Source organism: Bradyrhizobium erythrophlei (assembly GCF_900129425.1).
GTDB lineage: Bacteria > Pseudomonadota > Alphaproteobacteria > Rhizobiales > Xanthobacteraceae > Bradyrhizobium > Bradyrhizobium erythrophlei_C.
The window spans coordinates 7,132,787-7,156,557 of sequence record NZ_LT670817.1; the positions used below are offsets into that span (position 1 = coordinate 7,132,787).

The following is a 23,771-nucleotide window of genomic DNA, read 5'->3' on the forward strand; positions in this document are numbered from 1 at the left end:
GCGGGCAGCGATTCTTTTTCTAATCATCGTCCCGTCCAACGCGGACGATAGTGTGACTTAAATCACATTCAAGCGGCTCTTCTATAGATTGCAATCGACGTATCGTTCGCCGTTGGGGTAGACATTGTGAATAGTCCTTCACTGGATCTAATCATTTGGAGACGGCCATGAGATGGGGGCGGTTCACCTTCATGTTTTCCGCATTCATCGTTTTCGCTGTACCGGCTCTTGCTGCCGACCGCGTAGCCCTCGTGATTGGCAACGGCGCATATGAGAGAGTACCGGCACTTCCCAATCCGCCGCGGGATGCGACCGATATCGCTAATGCACTGGAGCGGCTTGATTTCAAGGTCACTCAATTAAACAACGCAACCGCTGCCGACATGCGAAAGGCATTGGTCGAATTTGGCCGTGCCGCAGAGGGATCCATGATGGCAGTCGTGTTTTATGCGGGCCACGGAATGGAAGCTGGGGGAGAAAATTGGCTCGTTCCGACGGATGCCGAATTGCGAAGCGATACTGATATCGAAAGCGAGGCTGTAAGTCTGAGGTCAGTCAATTTACAGGTTTCTAAAGCGCGGCAGCTTGGCTTGATCATCCTCGATGCATGCCGCAACAATCCGTTCGCAGCAAACATGAAGCGTTCTCTGAGTACCCGGGGGGTGGCTCGCGGATTGGCTCCAACAGAACCTACCGACAATGTCTTGGTAGCTTACGCAGCCCGCGACGGCACTACGGCCAACGATGGGGATGGGCGAAATAGCCCATTCACCGCGGCACTGCTTCGGAACATCGAAACGCCGGGCCTTGAAATATCGTTTCTGTTTCGGAACGTTCGTGACGAGGTCATGTTGGCTACCAAGCGCGAGCAGCAACCATTCGTTTACGGCTCGCTTTCGAAAGAAGCGATCTATCTGAGGCCACCCGCAAGTGCTCCAGCGCAAGAAACACGAGCCCCAATCGAGGTGCCCGCGTCTACAGAAGACGAGCGAGTCTGGGAGGTAATTAGAACATCAAGCGATGCGAGCTTGTACGAAGACTTTCTGAAGCATTATGGATACAGCCCCCACGCCGCCGAAGTTCGCCAACGACTCGTTGAACTGAAATCAACGCAAGTCGCCTCCGTTGCCTCGCCGGGCGCTCGCTTGACGGCGGACCAGAACGCCGCGGGAGACATTCCTCGGCTACTCCTGGCAGAATTGCGCCGCGTTGGCTGTAGTAGGGGTATCAATGATGGCAATTGGAATATTGCAGCACAAAGGTCTCTTAGCCTCTTTAACGAGAAAGCCAGAACAACATTCGACGTCAAGTTTGCGAGCCTCGATGCCCTTAATGCCGTTCGCGGCAAGAAAGATCGCGTCTGTCCGCTGATCTGCGAGCGTGGCTACAAAGCTAAGGGCGACGACTGTGTCGAGATTGTTTGCAAGGCTGGGTTCAAGGTGGGCAATGACAATATGTGTGAACCAAACAAGGTACGGGGATCTAATGCTCGCAGACCTGAATTGCCTAGAAACGAAACTCCCACCGCTTCGACACCGCCACGCACCGTGGGCGGATCAACCATGGAAGATCGCTATCGTGCCTGTAGAAAACTTGTGAAGGGCTTTGCTCGACGAGAAGCTTGCGCACGAACTGGCTCAATTTAGATTTGAGGCGAGATTAGGAGTTTGTCTTAGGTGACAAGAATGGGCACCTAGTCAATCGCCTCCCTCGTTACACCAAGCTGTGAGAGGCGTTTACGCCCACAATGTCGGCCGCGATCTACCCGCGCCGAAGAGCAGGTGTCGCCCCGACACTCGGCGCAGCAATCGACGTAGCCCGCGCAGACGACCCTCCCTTCGGTCCGCTTTTCGACTCAGCGACCATTGAGCATCAAGTTTACGTTCAGGCATATGACCATCGTGGGCAACCTGTCGAGGGTGTCGGCTATTGGAAAACGTTCGAAACGTGGGAAGTCGGTAACAACGGCAGCGTGACGCGCACGGATGCAGAGCAACCGACAATGCCAACTTAAGCGACCACCTGAAGTCACCGCACTCCACTAACCCAATTGAATTTTCGCCACTGGCTTCGGTGTCGCGTCTCCTTGCCTTTGCCGAGACGCGAGTACCCATGAAGAACATACAGTTGGCAAGGTCGGGCAGCGAACCAGTTTGCTGAAGCGATGGTGGTGGCGACACGGCCCAAAAACAAGAAAGCCGCCCCGAAGGGCGGCTTTCATAAAACCTCATAAAATCAGAGGCTTGTCTTGGTTGCGGGGACCCGCAACAATCACCCTCCCAAATTGCCACCGTTGATAATCACGGTTCGTTCCCGCTAACGTCCGGGAAATACTGTACTTGCGTACCGACGCGCTACGGTCGGCGGACTGTGAGTCGTGCCCCCCGGTCTCAGCACGCCCACGACAAGGTTAGCCGGTGCTACCGTGAGTAGCGCCGGGAGGGCTGGCTCCCGGCAGGTTTTGGAGCCTGTTGGATACAGCCGCCGCCAGCGCGCGCACATCCTCGGGCTGACCTATGACCGGCCCGATCCGGAGCAGCCGAGGATGCCCGGTCGCAACACAGGCCGAAACCCGTGACCAAACTAACTCGCCGCCGCATGAAGGACAGCAAGGTGGATGTCTGGCCCGTCTATTTCGGCGATGTGCAGGTCGGCAGCATCGGCATCCGCAGCGGCGTGCCGAACGACGTCGACAAGTGGGAGTGGACCTGCGGCTTCAATTCGCAGCGCCTCAGAAATACCGAAGGCACCTGGCGCGCGCCAAATTTGAGGAAGCCTGGCAAGCCTACCTGCCCGGCTGCATCGATGCCGACTTCGCCGAACATCGCGAGCAACGCGCCTGGACGACCTGGAAATACGCAATGCACGACGCCGGTCTGCGACTGCCGACTCAGTTATCCTGTGGGCGGGCACGCTGCTTCTGCGGCGCAGAAATTGACATCGCCTCGATGTCGCCGCACGTCAACGAACATCACAACCTTGGCCCGCCATGAAGTTCATCAACCAACGCCCTTACGCCGATCCCGCAGTCGCCGCCCGCAAGCTGCTGGAGATCGCCAACGCGACGGACGCAGTGCAGGATGGCCGCATTCACATCGAGAAGATCAACGGCCACTTCTTGTTCAAGGAAGGCGGCACGCCGGAGGAGTACAGCGCCGGACTCGCCTGCGCAGTTGCCAACGGCTGGCTGTCGCTGCACGAATCCGGGACCTATGTGAAGTTCACGCCTGCCGGTGCCGAGATGTTCGCGTGATCGTGGCCAAGGTGGTCGTGTCTGACAGGCTCTTTTGCCATGCCTAGAAAACCTTGGGTGCCGCTCCCCGAAGAAGAAGGCCTCTTTCATAACATCTACATCGACGAGTCGAGTCAGAACGACCACGACTACATGGTGATCGGCGGGATCGTGGTGCCACTGGCCTTCTCCGCACAGATGGAGGAGGACATTTACAACGCAAAACCCGAGACCTTTCGCGGCATCGGCAAAAACGGACTCCCCCGTGAGGTCGGCTGGAAATTAGTCTCTAACGGGAGCCTCGGACGTTACAAAAAAATTGTAGATGCCTACGCGGACTTCTCGTTCCGCCACCTGCAAGGTTTAAGAAACGCGGGGATGGTGCAGATGTTCTACTCCGTTGTCGATCTTCGAATACCAGGCCGGAGATATACCGGTGGTGAACGCGGCAGCATCGCATTCGAAAGAGAACTCTACTTTCACTGTCTCAGTATCGGTCGGCGCGGCAGGCGTTACCTTTGGCACGTCTATCCAGATGACCGCTCAACCAAAAGCAAGGGCTATAAACTGGCCGCGATCATGTCGCGCGGAATGGTCAAGTCAGGTTCAACAAAGGCGTGGCCAGCACGACGGCTGAATTACAAAGACTCGAGAAACATTCAGGCGCTTCAGGTTTCCGACATCGTGTGCGGGGCAATCGCATTCTACCTGAATGGCCACTATCACAAGCCGAACGCAAACAAGGATAAAAAGCAGCTCTGCGACTACATCTTCGACAGGTTCAAGATCAGCAGCTACGTCGAGAGGAAAGCAGACAAGGGCTTTGGACCCCTTATCCTGTGGTTCCGGGAACACCGTGAAAAGCCTGTGTCCCGCCACCCTAGGCCAACATAGCTGGTCACGGAACCAGGTCCGCGCTCCCCACCCTAAGGGGTGGGTATTCGGATGGCGGGAGCCGACTGGTAGCGCGGCCAGCGACGCAAAACTATACGCCATTATGCTTTTCGCCGCCGTGTCGGGCGGTTTAATACATCGCGCCCCCTCCGGAACGAACCATGACCGGCCAGGTCCGTGACGGCACCACCGGCTTCTCGGCATGGTCGCCTTCAACCCCGGAGCCGCCCCCCCGAAGGGCGATGCCGGTGATCTTGACGACCGACGAGGAGCGCGACGTCTGGATGCGCGCGCCGTGGGATGAGGCGAAGGCGCTGCAGCGGCCGTTGGCTGACGATGCGTTGGAGATCGTAATGCGCGGGCCGGACAAGGAAGACAAGGCAGCGGCATGAGCGACATCATCCCCCAAAATCTTGCCAGCCTTCATAGCGCCGAGGAACAGATGCGCGAGAAAGCGCGCAGCATGATCGCCGCCGATCCTCGGCTGCAACTGCACCTCGCAGTGACCGAAGCTGCGATGGACTTGGCCGACACGCTGCGCAAATTCGATACGAACGACGAAAACCTGAAGGTTGCTCAAATTCTGGGGATGCGGACGTTCAATGCGTTCGCGGCGAGCATCAAGCTGACGCTGTCCGGCTACCATCAAAACAGCGCGCTCATCCTGCGCGACGTGATGGAAACGGTGTTCCTGCTCGACTTGTTCGCTGGTGACCCGACGCTCATCGAGCGCTGGCGGTTCGCCGACAAGAAGGCGCGCATGAAGGATTTTTCTCCGGTGAAGGTACGGGAGGCGCTTGACGCCCGCGATGGCTTCACATCGAAAAAGCGCTTTGGGATGTACGAGCTATTTTCTGAACTCGCCGGTCACCCCAACATGAAGTCATCTTGGATGATGCGCCCGCAAAAAGATGGCGATGCCGTGATCGGTCCCTTCATGGAAGCAACGGCGCTCGAAGCCGTCATCTCTGAAATGGGGCGGCTCGCAATTCAGGTCGGCGAGAAGATCGACCGTTTTTTCCCTTCAAACTGGGACCAGGGTATGCCGTCACGTGTCGCGTTCGCGCAGCAAAAGAAAAACTGGATAAACACCTTCTATCCGACCGCAGCGCGCGGACCCTAACAGCCGAAATCTCTGGCGTCTTCAAGACATCGCGACGGCGCGCGGCATCTCATCGAACGTGCGCCCGCGATAGTGCCTGCCGGTGCTCTTCTTGCGAACGCCGCCCCACTGCTTGAAGAAAAACGCCGTCCTTGCCTTGCGGCATGCGGTTTCAATTTCCGCGACCCACTGCTCGGCCATCGGACGCGAACGCGGGCCGCTTTCGCCGCCGACGATTGCCCACTGTATGTCGCTCAGATCGGCTTCAGCCACCGAGCCGAGTAACGGCTCGAACGAAACAAACTTGACGGCGGCATCGACCTCGCGCAGATCGTCAATGCGCCCGAGATAGTCGGCGCTCTCAACGCTGGTTCCGAGCCACACATTCGGCAGCACTGGCAGCGATGTGGTTATATCCGCCATCCGGTCCGGTCGTTTCGTCAAAATCTGATAGGTGTGCTGCGGCGTTGCCTGCATTGCGCGCCAGACAGCAGCGACAAACTCGGCTGGCACCGCTTCGTGAAACAGGTCCGACATCGAGTTCACGAAAATCCGGCGGGGCTTTTTCCAACTGGCCGGGATGCCGAGCGCATTGTGATCAAGCCTGACCCTGCCAGTCCAGACCGCGCGCTTCCCGCTCTTGCGCGTCAGACCGCGATATTTCTTCATGCCCATCGCATCGAGCCGCGCCGCCATCCGCATCGCATAGCAGTTTGTGCAGCCGGGAGAGATCACCGTGCAGCCTGCGACCGGGTTCCACGTCGCGTCGGTCCATTCGATTGAAGTATCGGCCATCACTGTCCTCTCAGAAGAGCGATCCTTGTCCACGCAAGTTCTGCACGTCGTTCCACAGCTTCTCTCCGAGCGAACTCGAACTCAGGAACACCAGCCAGTAGAGACGCTGGTTCTTCTCGCCAACGATCAGCGGTATACCCGTGGCCGGACGCGTTCCCAGGGAACGGATCGTCGCAAGCCAATACTCAATAAACGCCGCTCACAGAGCAGCCGTTGATTGGTTCACGTCTACTGCCTCACGCCATCCCGGCGCAAAAATGTCGAGCGTTCCACCGACTCGCGAATGTTTGTCGAGGTTGCGCTGCAAATCCTGCAAGCTGACATGGATGATCATGTCCATCCGCTTCACCCGCAACATTTTCTCGATGATCGAAAACGGCAGTTGGGCCAAATTAAGTTGCGAGGAGAGGCCTTTGACGGGATAGCGATAGATGCTGGTGATCTGCGCTGGCTGGATGGAGGACATCCGGCTTCTTAGGAGTTTCCCTGGCAGGGCGCCACCGCGCACGAAGCTGCCTCTTCCGTTTCCAGAACCCTGTTCCCACATTTGCCCCAAGCCGGCGCCAGCGTCGGCGACGAAAGCCGCCTGGCCGGTTGAGGAATGTCAATGCGGCCTCGCGGAAACCCAATGAAGATGCTGTATCAGTGCCTCGCGCATGATCCGCTAAAGTGTAGGCGGTTTAGCAACCAGATCATGCGCTCCTTTAAATTTGGAGCGCGATCGGAAGCAAAACCGGGTTCCACTTTTGCTGATCGCGCTCCGGGCGGAGCGGCAGGCTGAGGGAATGATCCATGAATATTGAAAAATACACCGAGCGTGCGCGCGGTTTTATCCAGTCGGCGCAATCGCTCGCGATGCGCGACGGCCACCAGCAGTTTTCGTCGCTGCATCTGCTGAAAGTCCTGCTGGATGACAGCGAGGGTCTCGCCGGCGGTCTGATCGACCGCGCCGGCGGCAATTCGCGCGCGATCCTCAAAGCCACCGAGGACGCGCTCAACAAGCTGCCGAAAGTGTCGGGAGGCGGGGCCGGCCAAGTCTATCTCGGGCCGGAACTGGCGCGCGCGTTCGACACCGCGGAAAAAGCCGCCGAAAAGGCCGGCGACAGTTTTGTCACCGTCGAACGGCTGTTGCTTGGGCTGGCGCTGGAAAAGGGCAGCGACGCCGGCGCCATCCTGAAAAAGGGCGGCGTCACGCCGCAAAACCTCAACGCGGCGATCGAAGCCCTGCGCAAGGGCCGCACCGCCGATAGTGCGACGGCCGAAAACGCCTATGATGCGCTGAAGAAATATGCGCGCGACCTGACGCAAGCCGCCCGCGACGGCAAGCTCGACCCCGTCATCGGACGTGACGAGGAAATCCGCCGCACCATCCAGGTGCTGTCCCGCCGTACCAAGAACAATCCGGTGCTGATCGGCGAGCCCGGCGTCGGCAAGACCGCGATCGTCGAAGGTCTGGCGCTGCGGATAGTCAACGGCGACGTGCCCGAGAGCCTGAAGGACAAGAAACTGCTGTCGCTCGATCTCGGCTCGCTAATTGCGGGTGCAAAGTATCGCGGCGAGTTCGAGGAACGGCTGAAGGCCGTGCTGCAGGAAGTTACCGCGGCCGAGGGGTCCATCATCCTGTTCATCGACGAGATGCACACGCTGATCGGCGCCGGCAAGGCTGACGGCGCGATGGATGCGTCCAATCTGCTCAAGCCGGCGCTGGCGCGGGGCGAATTGCACTGCATCGGCGCGACCACGCTCGACGAGTATCGCAAGCATGTCGAAAAGGACGCGGCGCTGGCGCGGCGGTTCCAGCCGATCTTCGTCTCCGAGCCGACCGTCGAGGACACCATTTCGATCCTGCGTGGCCTGAAGGACAAATACGAGCAGCACCACGGCGTGCGCATCACCGATTCCGCGCTGGTGGCGGCGGCCACGCTGTCGAACCGCTATATCACCGACCGTTTTCTCCCCGACAAGGCGATCGACCTGATGGATGAAGCCGCGGCGCGGCTGAAGATGCAGGTCGATTCCAAGCCGGAAGAGCTCGATTCGCTGGATCGGGAAATCATCCGGCTCAGGATCGAGCAGGAAGCCCTGAAGAAGGAGAGCGACCCCGGCTCGAAGAGCCGTCTGCAGACGCTGGATAAGGAACTCGCCGAACTCGAAGAAAAGTCGGCGGCCCTGACCTCGCGCTGGAGCGCGGAGAAAAACAAGCTGTCGAACGCGCAGAAGCTGAAAGCCGACCTCGACGCCCTGCGCATCGAACTCGCGAACGCGCAGCGTCGCGGCGAATATCAGCGCGCGGGCGAACTGGCCTATGGCCGGATTCCCGAACTTGAGAAAAGGCTCGCCGAGATCGAGGCCAAGGAAAACTCCGGCGAGATGATGGAGGAAGCCGTCACCGCCAACCACATCGCGCAGGTGGTCTCGCGCTGGACCGGCGTGCCCGTCGACAAGATGCTCGAGGGCGAAAAGGACAAGCTGCTGCGGATGGAAGAAAGCCTCGGCAAGCGCGTGGTCGGCCAGGCCGAAGCCGTGCATGCGGTGGCGACCGCGGTGCGGCGTTCGCGCGCGGGACTGCAGGACCCCAACCGGCCGATGGGCTCGTTCATGTTCCTGGGCCCGACCGGCGTCGGCAAGACCGAACTGACCAAGGCGCTTGCGGAATATCTGTTCGACGACGAGACCGCGATGGTACGCCTCGATATGTCCGAATACATGGAGAAGCACTCGGTATCGCGGCTGATCGGCGCGCCCCCTGGCTATGTCGGCTATGACGAGGGCGGCGCGCTCACCGAAGCGGTGCGGCGGCGGCCTTATCAGGTGGTGCTGTTCGACGAGATCGAGAAGGCGCATCCCGATGTCTTCAACGTGCTCTTGCAAGTGCTCGACGACGGCCGCCTGACCGATGGTCAGGGCCGCACAGTCGATTTCCGCAACACGCTGATCATCATGACCTCGAATCTCGGTTCGGAATTCCTCGTCAACCAGCCGGAAGGCGAGGACTCCTCGGCGGTGCGCGAGGAGGTGATGAGCACGGTGCGCGCGCATTTCCGCCCGGAATTCCTCAACCGCGTCGACGAGATCATCCTGTTCCACCGCCTGCAGAAGAGCGAGATGGGAAGGATCGTCGAGATCCAGTTCGGCCGGCTGCAGAAACTCCTGGAGGAGCGCAAGATCGTGCTCACGCTCGATGCCGCGGCCCGCGACTGGCTGGCCGCCAAGGGCTGGGATCCCGCCTATGGCGCCCGGCCGCTCAAGCGGGTGATCCAGCGCAGTCTGCAGGATCCGCTGGCGGAAATGATCCTTGCCGGCGACGTGCGGGATGGCGATCACGTCGCGATCTCGGTGGAAGGCAACGTGCTGACGTTCAACGGCAAGGCGCCGCAGACCGCCGAAATCGCGCAGTTCGAGACGCCGGCGCCGAAACGGAGATTACACTGAATTGCCTGCCCCGGACGCCGCGCAGCGCGCTGCGCCGGGGAATATCAGACCTAACTGGCGACGGGACCGGCTTCCTTGTCATCGTCCTCACTCGGATCAAGCTCCGCGAGGATATTCAAACGGCCGTTCGCGCGATGAAAGCCGGTGCAACCGACTTCCTTGAGAAGCCCTACAGCGATCATGCCTTGCTCGGGTCGATCGAGGTGGCGTTTGCGAGAGGGAACCAGCACAATCGCGACCACGATATCGCCGACGCCATCCGGCGACTCGCAACTCTCAGTCCGCGCGAGCGGGAGGTTCTTGATGGGCTGCTGGCAGGCCGGCCGAACAAGCTGATCGCTTACGATCTCGGGATCAGCGTGCGCAGGTCCACCGGGCGCGCATGATGGAGCGGCTGGGCATGCGTCAGCTCGCGGAGGTCATCCGTCTGGGGTGATGGCGCGGCTGAACGCGCCGTTATCCACCGACAGACAAAAAGGCTAGGCCGCGGTTCGACTGAGCGCCATCGGCTCCGGCCGGCGATCAGGCAGCCTTGCACCGGCACGGTCTTCCAGGGCGCCCCGGTTCAGAATTTTTACCGTTCGCTTGCCTGCCAAAGTAATGACGCCGCGGTGCCGCAGATCCGTAATGGCACGACACACGGTCTCGACCGAGACGGCGAGATATTCGGCTATGTCATAGCGCGTGACGGGCAGTTCCACCTGCCCCCTTGTTTCCGACGCTCGCCCGTCAAGCGAAAGCAAGAAGGACCCGACCTTCTCAAGCGCGGTGACGCCACCAAGGACCAGGAGTTGTTCCTGGGATCGCGTGAGGGACTGAAACGCTACCTCGCGCAGCTCACGCGCGAACTGAGAGTCGCGCTCCGCGAACTGTTCAACCCGTCCGCCGGGATAGCTCGCAAGCACAGTCTCCTCGGCAATCGCTTCGACCGTCTCCTCCCTCCTGCTGTCCGAGACAAAGAAGAAATCCCGCGGTAGCATCAGATCGACGATTTGTCGCCGCCCGTCCGAGCGGATTGAGCAGCGCCGGACCGCGCCAACGATAACGTAATACCAGTGGCCCGCAGGTCCTGAATCATTCGAAATCTCCTGGCCGCGATGGCATTTCACAATCGCGGCAAATGGATCAAGGCGTTTCAGCGAATGAGGCTGCACCGAAAGTATCCGTCGATAGTAGTCCGCTGCGTGGGTCTTCTCTTTCATGACCGCATCCTTTTTTTCGCAAGCCCCTTCGCATTGTGGGAAACAAGCCATTCCACAGGGTAAAACCGTCGCCCATTTCCGGCTGTCCGGCCATTTGGCGAATCTACGTATCGCAAGAATACGTAATGCGGGCACGGGTAGCGCGGAAAACAAGGACTCTTGAGGGAACATTTATTAATGCTTTCACGCAGAGGCAGACCGTTTTAGTTGAGCGCAGTCGAAAACTTCCTCGCCGATGACCAATGAGTTTTTACCCTGTAATCTGAGTCGAATAAGATGAAGCACGCCCCCTGCCGGGAATCGAACGCGTGACGTGGTCGCGCCGGGCGTCACCAAGGTGGAAGCCCGCATCATCGTCGCCCACATATGGGCCCCCGCGAGATCACAGAATCCGCCCGAGCCAATTTCGTGTGATATTGACGGGGGTCAACGCTCGCCAAGCTTCTTGCCTTTATCAAATCCGCACAACCCCGCGGTTGGCACGACGTGTCGCCCCAACAACGCGATCGGTCTGAATCCCTCCTTCGTCAGGAGACAGTCATGAGCAAACTTATTCACGCAGGCGCAACCACCGTTGCGATCTTCAGCAGCGTCGGCTTCGCCGCCGCCCAGGATGCGTCCAACCACCCCGATCTGACCCCGACCCAACAGCGGACGCTTAGCCAAGGGCTTGCGAATTCGCCGTCACAGTCCGCGCCGGCCGCACAACCCCAGGTCGGCGACAAGATGCCCGATTCCATGACGGCGCAATCGCTTCCCAGCAATGTCACCGATCAGGTTCCCGAGGCAAAGAACCTGTTGTTCGTGAAGCTGCCGGACCGCGTCTTATTGATCGATCCGGATAACAAGGTCGTGACCGAACTCGTCATGGACAGCGGCGCAAGCAGTGACACCACCACCGGCTCGAATTCCGGCAGTTCAAATACCGGCAGTTCCGACCGGCCTTCCCGATAGCAAGCGGCGAGTGCGGAAGTGGGCTCCCGGATAGTTACCGGATAGTGGGAGAGGTCTCATGAACAGGTCTCGAGTTTCATTGTTGCCTGCCGTACTGGTCACGGCCGCACTGTTGCTGTCGGCGGATCGCGCGGCCGCACAGGAAATCGCCCTTACACCTCTGCAGTCCAAGGAAGTCGCAACGGGCTACCGCGCCGACGCGCTCAAACTAAAAACGGTGGTCAACGACAAGGGCGAGACGATCGGCAGAATCAGCGATTTCGTTTTTGGCAAGGATAACAACATCTACGTTGTGCTCGGCGTCGGCGACCTTACCGGACTTACTGGCCAACTCATCGCTATTCCCTTCCATGCCCTCAAACTGGACGATCCCTCGGACAACATCGTATTGCCAGGAGCAAGCCGCGCCGCGCTGGAAAAACTACCGGTTTTCGTCAGCAATCGGTGAACTTGTCGATCGGCGTGCTTAGGCCGCTTCACTGGAATTCTGACCTCGATCGCCTATCAGCCAGTAGACGACGCCCAGCGCGAGGATCGAGGCCGCAAGGGCCAGGATGTGCAGCGCGTCGGTGTCCGAGAAATCGAGAATGATGACTTTCCGGCAGATGGCGAGAAGCGCGATCATTACAACCGAGCGGACCTGGACCACGTTGTCGCGGCGTTCGGCCATCACCAGAAGCGATTTCTTGAATTCGAGCGCAATGATCACCGTAAAGATCGTACCAAAAACAGCCTGGAAAGCCGAGTAGTCGGACGGGTCGAGACTTCCGGATAGAACGAGACCGAACAGAATTTTCAAACTCAGATTCCAGACGGCTGCAATGACGATGACCGCGATTAGTGCTGTCAGGAACATGATGACGACGTGTTCGAAGCGCTGATACAGCGAAAGCAGCTTGAATTTCTTCCTGGCATCTCTGAACTCTTCCTTGATCGACATCGAAGCCTCCCGCGCACGCAGTAATCCTGTTTGACGTTGATGCGGTGCTCGATCATTCGGGAACGGGTGCTTTGTCGCCAAGAGCTTGACGCGGACGCTGCACCAGGACCACTAACGGAATCGCCAGGAACGACACGAACATCATCAGCTTGAAATTGTCGATGAAGGCGACGGCTTCCGCCTGCGCGGTCACGATTTGGGCGAGCGCCGCGCGTCCGGTTAAGGTCGCGAGATTGAGTTCGTGCGCATAATCGCGCACGACTTGGCGGTAGGGCGTAATATGCTCGACCAGCGCAGACTGCTCGATGGCAGAATTGCGCACCAGGAGATAGCTCATCATCGAGATGCCGATACTCGCCCCGATATTGCGCATCAGATTGAACAGCCCGGTCGCCTGCGTGCGCAGCGCCGGCACCATAGTGCCGAACGCCACCGTACTCAACGGCACGAACACGCAGCCGATGCCAAAACCCTGTATCAGGCCGGTGCGGACCAGAGTGCCTTGCGATACATCGGGCGTAAAGCCTGTCATCAGATACAGCGCGAGCCCCGTAATGCCAAGACCGGCGACGATCAGCGGCCGCGGATCGATGTAGCGCAAGAGTTGACCGGCGATCACCATCGCCGCCATGGTCCCGACGCCGCGCGGCGCGAGAACAAGGCCCGCGGTCAGCACCGGATAGTTCATCAGCGTCTCGAGATAGGGCGTCAACATCGCCAGTGTCGCCAGCAGCACGACGCCGACGACAAAGATCAGCATAATTCCGATCACGAAGTTTCGGTCGCGGAACAGCGCGGGATCGATGAACGTATTGCGCGCCGACATCGTGTGGACCGTGAACAGATAGAAACCGAGTACGCAGAGCGCGGCCTCGAGCCGGATTTCGGGCGAGGCGAACCAGTCAAGCCGCTCGCCGCGGTCGAGGAACAGCTGCAGCGCCCCAATGCCGAGACTGAGCGTCGCAAATCCGAGCCAGTCGAGCCGTCCGGCCATTGGCCGGTCGGCGCGCCGGCCGAGGAACAGCAGGATGCCGAGGACACATAGAATGCCGAACGGCACATTCACGTAGAACACCCAGCGCCAGCTGTAGGAATCCGTAAGCCAGCCGCCGAGCGTCGGGCCGAGGATCGGTCCGAGCATTACCCCGAGGCCGAACACTGCCATCGCCTGGCCCTGCTGCTCGCGAGGATAGGCGTCGAGCAGCACCGATTGCGACAACGGCACCAGCGGCGCGCCGAACACGCCCTGCAGCAGGCGGAACGCCACGATCTGCGCCAGCGATACCGCAGCGCCACACAGCATCGATGTCGCAATAAAACCGATCACCGAGGTCAGAAACAGCGGCTTGCGGCCGAATCGGGCTTCCAGCCAGCCGGTTGCGGGCGTGATGATCGCTGCCGCCACGATGTAGGAGGTCAGCACCCAATTTATCTCGTCACTGGTCGCCGACAGGCTGCCTTGCATATAAGGCAGCGCGACATTGGCGATCGTGGTGTCGAGCGCCTGCATCAAGGTCGCGAGCATCACGGTTGCGGTAATCATTCCCCGGTTGATGACCGCGCTCCCGGCTGCTGGGCTGGCCATGTCAGGCTCCGAAAATCGAAGTGAGGTCGCGCCACAGCTCGCGCAGCGAGCGTTGATGGCCGGTGTCGATCGAGATCTTGACGCTCATGCCGGCGCGCAACGCAAGGCCGTCCCGAACCTCGCCGAAGGAAAGCCGCACCGGGATGCGCTGCACCACCTTGACCCAGTTGCCGGTGGCATTTTGCGGCGGCAGCAGCGCGAATACCGAGCCACTGGCGGGCGCCAGCGTCGTGACCGTGGCGGCGATGGAGTTGTCCGGATAGGCGTCGACGGTGACCTGCGCCGGATCGCCTTCCCTGACATAGGTGAGCTCGGTCTCCTTGATGTTGGCCTCGATGTAGAGATCGCGCGTCGACACGAGCGGAAAGGCGGATTGGCCAGCATTGAGAAAGGCTCCGACCGCGATGCTCTCGACATTATTGGGAATGCCGTCGAACGGCGCGACGATCGAGGTAAGGCGCAGGTTACGCGCCGCGGCATCGACAGCCGCCTGCGCCTGCTTCACCGTGGCCTGCTGGTCGACCGGCAGATCCGGATTGCCGCCGAGTTGGGCCAACGCTGCCGCAGCCTCTCGTTGCAGGCTTGCCAGATTGGCCTTCGCGGTCTGCAGGTCGCGTATCGCGGCGTCGAGGGTGGCCCGCGGCGCCGCACCGGTGTCAAAAAGGTGTTGCTGGCGATCGTAATTGGTTTGCGCGTAGTCCAGCGTCGCCCTGGCTTCATCGATTTGTTTGAGCCGCGAGCGATAGGTCTCGATCAGGGTATTGGCCTGGTCGCGGGCGATGCCGAGCTGGGCTTCGGCATTGGCCAGCGCGATCCGATAGGGCTCGGGGTCGAGGTTGAAGAGAGGATCGTCCTTCGTGACCACGGTGTTCGATTTTGCCGCGATGGCAAGGACCTGACCCGCGACTTGCGGGCTGATCGAAACATTCACCGCCTGAATATAGGCGTCCTCCTCGGTGACATAGCGGCCGGTCGCCAGATACACCACCAGCGCTCCGACGACCAATGCCACCGGACCGAGGATCAGCAGCGGCCGGCGCCAGCTTTTCTGCGGCGCAGGCTTGGCACTCCGATCGCCCGGCACATCTGTCGAGGCAGGATTCGTCCGGTCGATTTGGGGCGATTGGCTTGGGCTCTTGCGGGCAATGCCGGGGTCGGCGGCGTCTGAGATCGTGTCGAAGCCGCGGTTCCTCATTGCATGATATCTCCGCTATTGCGTCCGGCTTTTCCAAACAATCGGCGCATCAAGCCCCGCGCGGTTTGCCGCCGTCCCAGTCCCTCAACATGTTGCATCGAGCGGATCGTCGACGCCTTGACGGGCGTCATATTTGCGGCGCGGGCTCGGCCGATCGGCCTGTCACGGGTTGAGATACCGGCCGGCCATCTCACTGCCGCAAACTGTGCTATCTTTGGCCGAAAACAGGGGAACCGGAACGTGACACCATTTCTCGCGCGGACATTGAGCTGGGCCGAAGTCGCCAACGGCACGTCAATCGTTTTCGATCTCAGGATAACCGCCCTCGATGGAGAAGCGGAGGCGGAGACGCGAGGTCGTTTTGTTGCGGAAACGATTAGGGTTGTCCGAGCATTCCTTCTGGAACAGGGTGTCCGTGTCCCGCCGACGTGATCGGCGGCAATACGAACGGTCGCCACGAAAAAGCGCGAAACGTGAGCGGAAAATTGAGCCTCGTCAATGCGCGCGGTCTTTGGATTTGCAAAATAAGATATGCGATAGCTACCCCACCCCCTGCTGTCGCTGCCCTTCCCCGGGGCGTTTCCTCCCTGACTTGGACCGTCGGCGAAAGCCGCGCGGTCCTTTTTCTTGGAAAACAGATTGCTAGAAAAAAGCGAAAGCAGGTTTCGGAGATTGAGCAATTTTGAACAGCGAGCCGATAGCCGGAACGGCATACTGTCGCGTTACCGCTCGGCCCTCAGGGCATGCGCGGTGATCAAGAGTGTTCCACTGACGCCTGTTCGAAGGAGGCATGATGCCCCAACCTCAACTGCTGTCGTCCATCGTTCCGCTCGCGGCGATCGAATGTCCTGCCTGTCCGAAGTGCCAGGCTCAGATGATGCTCGCCCGCATCGTGCCGGCATTTTCGGGCACCGACCTGCATACCTTTGAGTGCACCCTGTGCAATCACGTCCTGAAGAAGCTCGGCGCGTGTGAGGACTGGCGCGGCCCGCGGCGGTGCTGACCATCAGGCGCGGGATCGGTCAATCCTCGCCGCCGATCCATTCGCGCCAGATGGTCAGCAACGCCGCCATGATTACGGGACCGAGGAACAGGCCAAGCAATCCGAACGATTGCATCCCGCCGATAATTCCGATCAGCACCAGCAGGAACGGTAGTCGCGCGGCACCTCCGATCAGTGCCGGCTGAACGAGATTTTCGCCGATCAGCAATGTCGCCGCGCCGAAGCCGGCAAGACCGGCAGCCACCCACCAGGTGCCGCCATGAATGAGCAGGATCAACACCGCCGCAGCCAGCGCCGCCCACGCACCGAGCGGTACCATCGCCAGCACCATCGTCAACACCGTGAACAGCAGCGGATGTGGCACGCCTGTCAGGACATAGGCAACGCCTATCACGGCGCCCTTCACGATCGCGGCGGCCACCGTCCCGCTCACCGTGGCGCGGATGGCGTCGGCGATCTTTCTGACCAGGCGCTGGCCGGGACGCCCGAGCAGGTGGCCGGCAGTGGCCAGTGCGCGATCCGCCAGCCAGGCGCCATCGCGAAGCACCAGGAATAGCGCGACCAACGTAAACGCGAAAAGAACCAGCCGGTGCAGCAACGCGCCCCCGAGGGTGCTGGTCCATGCCGTGATATTTTCGGTGTTCACGCCGCGAAGCCAGTCGATCAGAACCTCCGGGTCGCCGAGGTTGGTCCGCCACCACAGATCAAGATACTCGCCGGCAATCGGCAATCGTGCGAGCCAGGCCGGAACCGGGATTCCGCTCTGCTGCAGTTTATTGAGCGAGTGAGCAAAAGCATCGCTGCCCTGCGCGATCTGATGCACCGCCAATGCGATCGGCACCAACAAAACCAGGCCGGTCAGAAATGTAAACAACAGTGGCGCCACGGCCCGCGAACGGCCGCCAAGGACGGAAATCGCGCACCGTATGTAGATCGGCCAGACCGCGATGGCGATCACCACCGCCCAGGTCAGTGCCACCAAGAAATCGCGTGCGACCCAGGCCGCCAGCAACACGACCAGGATTGCAATCGCAACGCGCGCCACGGTGCGCGCGCGTGAATCGAACGGCAACGCTGCCTTCTCAGGGGGCCGAAGCCCCCTGCCACCATCGTTCGACCCTAGTCCCGCATGCCGCAACATTGTCAGTCAGGCCCCCGATCGCGCCGACACATTCATTTCCGTCGCATCGTCGGTCAGCAGCAGAGGCTACGCTGCATCGGAGCGCGTTGATGGCAATCAACAAGCCAGGCCCCGCGATAAAGACGTATCGTCTTGACAATCATCATGGTGCGCCCGGCCAATCCGACGTTGATTGATCGAAGGAGATATTCGAGATCATGGACATGTCGGCTGAACTGGTTGACCTCAATCGCATCGTGTTGAACCTTGCCCGCTCCAGGGAATTTCCCGGCGGCTCGTCGCGCCATGGCTACGACTTTATTGCGCCGCTCGACTCCCAGGGACGCATCGACCCGTTGCTCTGGAAGAAGTATCGCAACTACTGCCGCGTTCGGCGATTTTGGGCAGGCGAGGAGGACGAGATCGGTCGTCTGGTCCACAAGCCCGGTGGCGCCGAGCACGCCCGCTGGGTGTTCGACTACAATCCAGATGCAGACGACGACGATGAGGCCGGCTACAAATTCGGCGTACATGCGTTTTTGCCGGGCGAGTATGTTTCCATCAGCGGACATGACGGCAAGCGGCAGACGTTTCGCGTCGTGACGGTCGATCCTGTCGTGCTGTCGATGGCCCTGATCAAGTCCTTCGAACTGGAAATCAAGGCGCGATCCTTGACCGCCGTCAACGACAGATAGCGTTGCGGCAGCAGCGTGTCGCACATTGGCTGGAGGTGAGGTCGCCATGATCAAGGACGTGATGGTTCGGCTGGACGGCACGCCGGCAGACGATGTTCGGCTTGCAGCCGTCGGCCAGATCGCCGAAATCTTCGACAGTCATATTACCGGGCTGCTCTTCAACGGGCTGCCGCCGCTTGTCCCTGACGGGTTCAATGGCGCCGATGCCAATGAGGTTACCAGACTGCTGGATGCCGCGAGGCAGGCGGGCGACGCCATCGAAGCCACGGTGTTGCAGCGCTTGGCGGAACTGCCACATCCTGCCAATTTGCGCCGGTTCGATGTGGTCGACGACGGCGATGCTTCCGATACCGCATTGCAGATGGCGCGCGCCGCCGACACCTTCGTGGCGCTTCGGCCGAACGGCCGAGTGAGCGAACCCGAAGGCCTGGTTGAGAACCTGCTGTTCGGCGCCGGGCGTCATCTGTTTCTCGTGCCAGACGAGCTTAAGCCGATCACACCGTTCGAAACCGTCATTGTGGCGTGGAATGGAAGCCGGGAGTCGGCACGCGCGCTTGCAGAAGCCGTCCCCTATCTGCATGAGGCAAGGAAGGTCGTCGTTCTCGTCGTCGAAGGCCTGCATCCAACGGAAGCGGAGGCGCTGATGGGCAATGACGTTGTGCATCACCTCCGGCATCACGGAATCAACGCCATCAAATATCGCGCCGTCGGCCAGGAGGACGAGATTGCCGACGCGCTGATCGAAGAATGTCGCAAGCTCGATGCCAACCTGCTGGTGATGGGCAGCTACGGACATTCGCGTCTGCATGAATTGTTGCCGGGCAGCACGACCGATCGAATGCTGCGTCAGTCGCCGTTCCCGCTGCTGGTCGCGCACTAGGATGCATTGCGGCCGCCATCCCGGCGAAGGATTGACGGTCGTCAAGGTGACGAGATCAACCGCATCATAGGGTTAGGTCGAACAACCTGGTTGAGTGTCAGCCGGACGCTAAAAGGCTTGCCGTGCCGGGGGCTTGGCGCCGACTCAGGAACAGGTATCATGGCCGCAGCCGATCCAAGAACCCTGATGTGGAGCACGGCCTGCGAGATGATTGATCGCGCCGAGCGACTGCATCGTCAATTCTTCCAGCCGATCGCCGCGCCGATACCGGAGCTGAGCTGGGAACCGCCGATCGATATCGCAGAGACCGATTCCGAAATTCTGATCACCGTCGCCCTTCTTGGGGTCGACCGGGACGCCATGAAAGTCACGGTCGATGCCGACGGGGTTTCGGTCGTTGGTTTCCGTCGCCCGAGTGCAATCCCGCGCGGCAGCCGCGTTCACCGTCTCGAAATCCCCTACGGCAAATTCGAACGCCGGGTACGCGTTCCGGCGGCGCGGCTCCAGCTCGACCGATCCGAACTAGCCAATGGCTGCCTGACGTTAAAATTCTCCAAATAGCCTTTGATGGAAGGGCGGACCGATGTCCGACGCAAATGTGAGCGAAGATCCCGGCAGCGCGAAGAATCAGCGCTATCCGGTAATTCCCGAGGATGCAACGATCATCCTGCCGGTTCGAAACATGCTGCTGTTCCCGGGCATGGTGCTGCCGCTGACGATCGGTCGGCCGGCGTCGATCGCCGCGGCCCAGGAAGCGGCACAAAGCGGCCGCAAGGTCGGCTTGCTGCTGCAGGATGACCCCAACATCGAACAACCCGGTCCCGAACATTTGCGGCGGGTCGGCACCGTTGCCGAAATCCTGCGCTATGTCACGTCGGAGGACACGCATTATGTCATCTGCCGCGGGTTGCGCCGGTTCCGGGTCGAAGAATTCCTTTCCGGGTTTCCTTATCTCGTGGCGCGCATCGAGGAGATCGGCATTTCTGAAGTGATGACGCCCGAGGTCGAGGCGCGGATGCGTCTGCTCAAGACGCGGGCCCGCGAGGCGATCCAGCTGCTGCCGAACCTGCCGGCGGAAATCCCGGCGGCGATCGATAGTCTGGAATCGCCGTCGGCGCTGGCCGACTTTCTGGCAGGGATCATCGATATACCGGTCAGTGAGAAGCAGGGTCTGCTCGAGACCTTCGACGTCACGCAGCTGCTCGACAGGCTGCTGGGCTTGCTGGCGAAGCGAATCCAGGTGCTGCAACTCTCGAAGGAAATCGGCGATCAGACGCAGCAAACCCTGTCATCGCAGCAGCGCGAACACATCCTTCGCGAACAGCTTCGCCAGATCCAGAAAGAGCTGGGCGACGACGACGTCAAATCCGCGGAATTGAAGGAGCTCGCCGACAAGATCGAGAAAGCAGGCATGCCGAAGGACGCCGAGGAGCAGGCCAGGCGCGAGCTGAAGCGGCTTCAACGCATGCCGGAAGGTGCCGCCGAACATGGCATGATCCGGACCTATCTCGAATGGCTGGTCGAACTGCCGTGGTCAAAACTCGATCCCGAGCGCATCGATATCGCCGAGGCGCGGCGGATCCTCGATGAGGATCATTATGGCCTTGAGAAAGTAAAGCGGCGCATTCTCGAATATCTGGCGGTGCGCAAGCTCAATCCGGACGGCAAGAGCCCGATCCTTTGCTTTGTCGGCCCTCCCGGCGTCGGCAAGACCTCGCTGGGCCAGAGCATTGCGCGCGCGATCGGCCGCAAATTTACTCGGCTCAGCCTTGGCGGCATCCATGACGAAAGCGAGATCCGCGGCCACCGGCGCACCTATATCGGCGCGCTGCCCGGAAACGTGATCCAGGCCATCCACAAGGCCGGCACCCGCAATCCGGTGATGATGCTGGACGAATTGGACAAGCTGGGCGCGGGATTCCACGGTGATCCCTCGGCGGCGCTGCTGGAAGTGCTCGACCCCGAGCAAAATACGACGTTCCGCGACAACTACCTCGCGGTTCCCTTCGACCTCTCGAGAGTGCTGTTCATCGGCACCGCCAATGTCATCGACAACATTCCCGCCGCCGTGCGCGACCGGATGGAGATCATCGAGATGCCGGGCTACATCGAGGATGAGAAGCTGGCGATCGCCAGGCGCTACCTCGTCAAGCGTCAATTGGCATCGGCGGGCCTGACCGGGGAACAATGCAAGATCACCGACGACGTCCTGCTCTCGATTATCCGCGACTATACGCGTGAAGCCGGCGTGCGAAACCTCGAGCGCCAGATCGGGGCCATTTGCCGGCACGCCGCGATGCGCATCGCCGAGGGCAACGCAACGGCCGTGGTTATCACAGTGGCGGACCTCCATGCTATTCTGGGACCGAAACGTTTCGAGCCGGAAATGGCCATGCGCACCAGCGTCCCGGGCGTGGCCACCGGTCTCGCCTGGACCCCCGCGGGGGGCGATATCCTGTTCGTCGAGGCGACCCGCATTCCCGGCCGCGGCAAGCTGATCCTCACCGGCCAGTTGGGCGACGTGATGAAGGAAAGCGCGCAGGCCGCCCTCACTCTGGTCAAGTCACGCGCCGCCGAATTCGGAGTCGACTCCCTCGAACTGCAGAAGTCCGACGTCCACATTCATGTTCCGGCCGGAGCGATTCCGAAGGATGGGCCGAGCGCCGGCGTCGCGATGTTCATGGCGTTGACGTCACTGATGACAGGGCGCACGATCCGCAGCGATACGGCGATGACCGGCGAAATCTCGCTACGCGGTCTGGTGCTGCCGATTGGTGGCGTGAAGGAGAAGGTTCTGGCCGCGATCCAGGCCGGCATCGCCACCGTCATGCTTCCCGCCCGCAACCGCAAGGACCTCGAGGACGTGCCGGAAAAAGCGCGCAACTTGATACGCTTCGTCTGGCTGGAGCGCGTTGATGATGCGATCGAGGCGGCGCTCAGTCCTCCGGATACCGAGCAGCAGGACACAGTCCGCAACTCGCACACCGCCCCGACCGAGCGGCAAGCGGCGCGTTCCCGATAGTCGCTTCAAGCCGCCGTCGAGCATTTTATCCAATGAAATTGACCAACGTCAGCGCCGCGGCCGGCAACCACGTCCATGAAGCCGAACGTCTCACCGTGAGATCCATGTCATGCTCGATCGCACCCGCAATCTTCTTAACCGCAGCCATCACGCGATGCACGTGCCCCGCACTATGTTCGCTGCCGCCATCGACCGCTTCGGTGGGCCCGAGGTGATCACCGCTCATGCTTTGCCGGTCCCGGAAGTCGATGCCGGCGAAGTCTTGATCGCCGTCGACACCGCCGGCGTCGGCCGATGGGACGCGGATGTCCGGGAAGGATTTTTTGCGTCCCGCAAGCCGCATTTTCCACTGGTTCTCGGCTATGACGGCGCCGGCATCATCGCAAAAGTCGGCTCGCGGGTGCGGCGGCTGAAGGTCGGCGACGAAGTCTATTCCTACAATTGGGAGAATCCGAAAGGCGGCTTCTACGCCGAATATGTCGCGGTGCCCGCCGACAAGGTCGCGCCGATCCCCAAACGGCTGGATCTGCGCCATGCCGGCGCGATCCCGATCACGGGCTTGACCGCGCTGCAGGGCATTGACGATGCGCTGGGTTTGAAAAAGGGCGAGACCATCATCATTCACGGCGCCTCGGGAGGCGTGGGGACGCTTGCGGTCCAATTCGCTAGGCTCCGCGGCGCCAAGGTGTTTGCGACCGCATCGGGCAAGGAAGGGCTAGAACTGGTGCGGGAAATGGGCGCACACAACGTTGTCGACGGCAAACGCGTCGATATCGACGACCAGGCGCGCCGTTTTGCCCCTGACGGCGTCGACGCCGTGCTGGCGCTCGCCGGTGGCGATGCGCTGGAGAAATGCCTGAACGCGCTTCGGCCCGGCGGCCGGGTGGCGCACCCGAACGGCGTCGAGCCCGCGCCAAAAAAGCGGCGCGGCATGAAACTGATCCGCTACGATGGCATCTCAGGCGTTCGCGAATTCGAGCGCCTGAATGCGGCGGTCCAGGCCGCCAGGCTCAGGGTTCCAATCGCCGAATGTTATCCCCTCCCCCGGGCCTCCAAGGCGCATGAGCGCATCGCCGAGGGTCATGTGGTCGGAAAAATCATCCTTGCTGTACATGATCGTAGTGCCTGATCGCGAGTGATCCGCAATTGGCATATCCGATCGCGAGTGACCGAAGCGGGAAGACCGGGTCAAGCCGCTTGTCGAGATCGAAGCCGGCCAGAAGGTATCCGCTGGCGATCAGGCCCACGAATGTTTTGTGACAATGTAGGCTGGCTGTCGTAGGGCCTCCGGCCGCAATTGTCCCGGAACATTTCCGCGAGGGCCAGGATAGCTCTTTTCCCGTCGTGAGACTGAGTTTCGGCAATTTTCAGAATGGATTCATAGCATTCGTCCAGCAAACTCTCGGACATCCGGGCCATCCCTACGCGCTACGTCGCCGCCACTTGGGTATGAAGCTTGGCGATGCCATTGGTTCCCAATATTTTTGCCGGTGGCGCTGCAAAAATCATACTGGCCATCTGTGGACCCGGTCCGACTGAAAAATTGTGTTCGGACGGAACCGCATTAGATCACTATTTGACTTTCGGGACGCGGCAGAAATCCTCGGATCGCTTGGCCCATCAGGGGCCTGGACCGAAGCGTTGTTGACGGGCGTCAACGCACCAAATTGTAGCGCTGCATTAAGTACAACTCACCGCAAACGAGCGGATTAGAGATTTC

At 60.5% G+C, this 23,771-nt stretch carries 22 protein-coding genes and 1 pseudogene; 16 read left to right on the forward strand and 7 right to left on the reverse strand.

Features of this window, described 5'->3' with window-relative positions; translation table 11 throughout:
- Positions 1-191: 191 nt before the first annotated feature.
- The 6 genes and pseudogenes from B5527_RS33895 to B5527_RS33920 all read left to right on the forward strand — a co-directional run bounded on the left by B5527_RS33895 (position 192) and on the right by B5527_RS33920 (position 5,249).
- Complete coding sequence (locus B5527_RS33895; protein WP_172842746.1) at positions 192-1,646, forward strand: caspase family protein; 1,455 nt, start codon at positions 192-194, stop codon at positions 1,644-1,646.
- A 1,056-nt stretch (positions 1,647-2,702) separates the two neighbouring features.
- A complete protein-coding gene (locus B5527_RS44805; RefSeq protein WP_154072671.1) occupies positions 2,703-2,993 on the forward strand; it encodes a hypothetical protein in 291 nt (96 codons plus the stop codon).
- Entirely contained in the window at positions 2,990-3,253 is a 264-nt protein-coding gene (locus tag B5527_RS33905; protein ID WP_079605382.1) for a hypothetical protein, read from the forward strand. Before B5527_RS44805 ends, B5527_RS33905 begins: the two co-directional genes overlap by 4 nt.
- 57 nt (positions 3,254-3,310) lie before the next feature.
- The gene (locus B5527_RS33910; protein ID WP_172842747.1) at positions 3,311-4,126 is read left to right on the forward strand and encodes a DUF3800 domain-containing protein; all 816 of its coding nucleotides are present in this window, start codon (positions 3,311-3,313) and stop codon (positions 4,124-4,126) included.
- 236 nt (positions 4,127-4,362) lie between these two features.
- Positions 4,363-4,518, forward strand: a pseudogene (locus tag B5527_RS33915) (SOS response-associated peptidase); the annotation flags it as partial.
- The gene (locus B5527_RS33920; protein WP_079605385.1) at positions 4,515-5,249 is read left to right on the forward strand and encodes a hypothetical protein; all 735 of its coding nucleotides are present in this window, start codon (positions 4,515-4,517) and stop codon (positions 5,247-5,249) included. The pseudogene B5527_RS33915 and the gene B5527_RS33920, both read left to right, overlap by 4 nt.
- Before the next feature lie 21 nt (positions 5,250-5,270).
- Here the strand turns inward: B5527_RS33920 and B5527_RS33925 are convergent, their stop codons facing one another.
- Positions 5,271-6,023, reverse strand: coding sequence for a DUF5131 family protein (locus tag B5527_RS33925; RefSeq protein WP_079605386.1), 753 nt, complete (start codon positions 6,021-6,023; stop codon positions 5,271-5,273).
- Positions 6,024-6,222: 199 nt separating this feature from the next.
- A complete protein-coding gene (locus B5527_RS33930; protein ID WP_079605387.1) occupies positions 6,223-6,489 on the reverse strand; it encodes a hypothetical protein in 267 nt (88 codons plus the stop codon).
- 326 nt (positions 6,490-6,815) lie between these two features.
- Between B5527_RS33930 and clpB the strand changes: the two genes are divergently transcribed.
- Positions 6,816-9,455, forward strand: coding sequence for an ATP-dependent chaperone ClpB (gene clpB / locus B5527_RS33935; RefSeq protein WP_079605388.1), 2,640 nt, complete (start codon positions 6,816-6,818; stop codon positions 9,453-9,455).
- A gap of 134 nt (positions 9,456-9,589) precedes the next feature.
- Positions 9,590-9,841 carry a LuxR C-terminal-related transcriptional regulator gene (locus B5527_RS33940; protein ID WP_079605389.1) on the forward strand — a complete coding sequence of 84 codons (252 nt, stop codon included), beginning with the start codon at positions 9,590-9,592 and terminating at the stop codon, positions 9,839-9,841.
- Between the two features lie 93 nt (positions 9,842-9,934).
- Here the strand turns inward: B5527_RS33940 and B5527_RS33945 are convergent, their stop codons facing one another.
- Positions 9,935-10,657 (reverse strand): helix-turn-helix domain-containing protein, encoded by a 723-nt coding sequence (locus tag B5527_RS33945; protein ID WP_172842748.1) that lies wholly within the window; start codon positions 10,655-10,657, stop codon positions 9,935-9,937.
- Positions 10,658-11,197: 540 nt separating this feature from the next.
- Here B5527_RS33945 and B5527_RS33950 point away from each other — a divergent pair.
- Positions 11,198-11,611 (forward strand): lipase chaperone, encoded by a 414-nt coding sequence (locus B5527_RS33950; protein WP_079605391.1) that lies wholly within the window; start codon positions 11,198-11,200, stop codon positions 11,609-11,611.
- An 82-nt stretch (positions 11,612-11,693) separates the two neighbouring features.
- Positions 11,694-12,059 (forward strand): PRC-barrel domain-containing protein, encoded by a 366-nt coding sequence (locus B5527_RS33955; RefSeq protein ID WP_172842749.1) that lies wholly within the window; start codon positions 11,694-11,696, stop codon positions 12,057-12,059.
- 18 nt (positions 12,060-12,077) lie between these two features.
- Here the strand turns inward: B5527_RS33955 and B5527_RS33960 are convergent, their stop codons facing one another.
- Genes B5527_RS33960 through B5527_RS33970 form a run of 3 tightly spaced genes read right to left on the reverse strand, consistent with a single transcriptional unit; the run spans position 12,078 to position 15,331 of the window.
- On the reverse strand, positions 12,078-12,551 hold the full coding sequence (locus tag B5527_RS33960; RefSeq protein ID WP_079605393.1) for a phosphate-starvation-inducible PsiE family protein: 474 nt from the start codon (positions 12,549-12,551) through the stop codon (positions 12,078-12,080).
- 52 nt (positions 12,552-12,603) lie between these two features.
- A complete protein-coding gene (locus B5527_RS33965) occupies positions 12,604-14,136 on the reverse strand; it encodes a DHA2 family efflux MFS transporter permease subunit (RefSeq protein ID WP_079605394.1) in 1,533 nt (510 codons plus the stop codon).
- Position 14,137: 1 nt separating this feature from the next.
- Positions 14,138-15,331 (reverse strand): HlyD family secretion protein, encoded by a 1,194-nt coding sequence (locus B5527_RS33970; RefSeq protein WP_079605395.1) that lies wholly within the window; start codon positions 15,329-15,331, stop codon positions 14,138-14,140.
- A gap of 793 nt (positions 15,332-16,124) precedes the next feature.
- Between B5527_RS33970 and B5527_RS33975 the strand changes: the two genes are divergently transcribed.
- Positions 16,125-16,334, forward strand: a complete 210-nt coding sequence (locus B5527_RS33975) for a hypothetical protein (RefSeq protein WP_154072672.1) — start codon at positions 16,125-16,127, stop codon at positions 16,332-16,334.
- Positions 16,335-16,353: 19 nt separating this feature from the next.
- Here the strand turns inward: B5527_RS33975 and B5527_RS33980 are convergent, their stop codons facing one another.
- Positions 16,354-17,406 carry an AI-2E family transporter gene (locus B5527_RS33980; RefSeq protein WP_172842750.1) on the reverse strand — a complete coding sequence of 351 codons (1,053 nt, stop codon included), beginning with the start codon at positions 17,404-17,406 and terminating at the stop codon, positions 16,354-16,356.
- A 266-nt stretch (positions 17,407-17,672) separates the two neighbouring features.
- Between B5527_RS33980 and B5527_RS33985 the strand changes: the two genes are divergently transcribed.
- From B5527_RS33985 to B5527_RS34005, 5 genes are all read left to right on the forward strand, one after another.
- Positions 17,673-18,149, forward strand: coding sequence for a hypothetical protein (locus B5527_RS33985; protein ID WP_197689239.1), 477 nt, complete (start codon positions 17,673-17,675; stop codon positions 18,147-18,149).
- 46 nt (positions 18,150-18,195) lie between these two features.
- Positions 18,196-19,029 carry a universal stress protein gene (locus B5527_RS33990; RefSeq protein WP_079605398.1) on the forward strand — a complete coding sequence of 278 codons (834 nt, stop codon included), beginning with the start codon at positions 18,196-18,198 and terminating at the stop codon, positions 19,027-19,029.
- Positions 19,030-19,188: 159 nt separating this feature from the next.
- Positions 19,189-19,590, forward strand: a complete 402-nt coding sequence (locus B5527_RS33995; protein WP_079605399.1) for an Hsp20/alpha crystallin family protein — start codon at positions 19,189-19,191, stop codon at positions 19,588-19,590.
- Between the two features lie 22 nt (positions 19,591-19,612).
- Positions 19,613-22,051, forward strand: a complete 2,439-nt coding sequence (gene lon / locus B5527_RS34000; RefSeq protein WP_079605400.1) for an endopeptidase La — start codon at positions 19,613-19,615, stop codon at positions 22,049-22,051.
- 109 nt (positions 22,052-22,160) lie between these two features.
- A complete protein-coding gene (locus B5527_RS34005; protein WP_197689240.1) occupies positions 22,161-23,180 on the forward strand; it encodes a quinone oxidoreductase family protein in 1,020 nt (339 codons plus the stop codon).
- Positions 23,181-23,771: the final 591 nt, after the last annotated feature.